Origin of the sequence: Collimonas antrihumi (assembly GCF_018304965.1) — a bacterium.
Classification (GTDB): domain Bacteria; phylum Pseudomonadota; class Gammaproteobacteria; order Burkholderiales; family Burkholderiaceae_D; genus Collimonas; species Collimonas antrihumi.
The window spans coordinates 1-523 of record NZ_JAGQED010000081.1 but is presented as its reverse complement, the minus strand read 5'-3'; the positions used below and the strand labels follow the sequence as shown (position 1 = coordinate 523).

Genomic DNA, 523 nt, shown 5'->3' with positions numbered 1-523 from the left:
CGCTACCGTCAACTCGTGCTTGCACGTGAACTCGGTGCGATGCGGATGGAACAATTCAGGAATCTGGTTGCGAGGTAGATCGTTATCCATGGAACAGGCCGTTTGAGAAAGTGAAAGACAAAGAAGCGACACGGAAAGGCAGCGACGCCATGCGTCGTTATATCTGCTTGACGATGCAAAAAATAGGATCATGCGGTGGCGACCTTCCGATCGTCAGCGGCAGCAGGAGTTTGTGCCAAACGAATACCCAACCCGGTAGCGCCGCGCGAATCGGAGAACGTGACGATGAAATCATTAAGCCTATCTCCGTTCTTTACTGCATTGGCGTTGTCGTGCATTTTGACGGCCCAATCCCCGTGAGTTTGCTTCATGCTCTTTCGACTACCATCCAAATCCTCCCCCGCCAAATTCGCCCACACCTGCTGCCGCATCTCCCTCGGCAACGCCTTATCCATACACGCAATATTGATCTCGCTATCCCCCGCCATGCTGCGCAGATTCAGATTCGCGCTACCCAACGTAA

Annotated in this window: 1 pseudogene; it reads right to left on the bottom strand. The window is 53.2% G+C overall.

From position 1 onward, the window contains the following. Positions 1 to 188 precede the first annotated feature (188 nt). Positions 189 to 523 (bottom strand): annotated as a pseudogene (locus tag KHU29_RS22070) (phosphatidylserine/phosphatidylglycerophosphate/cardiolipin synthase family protein); the annotation flags it as partial.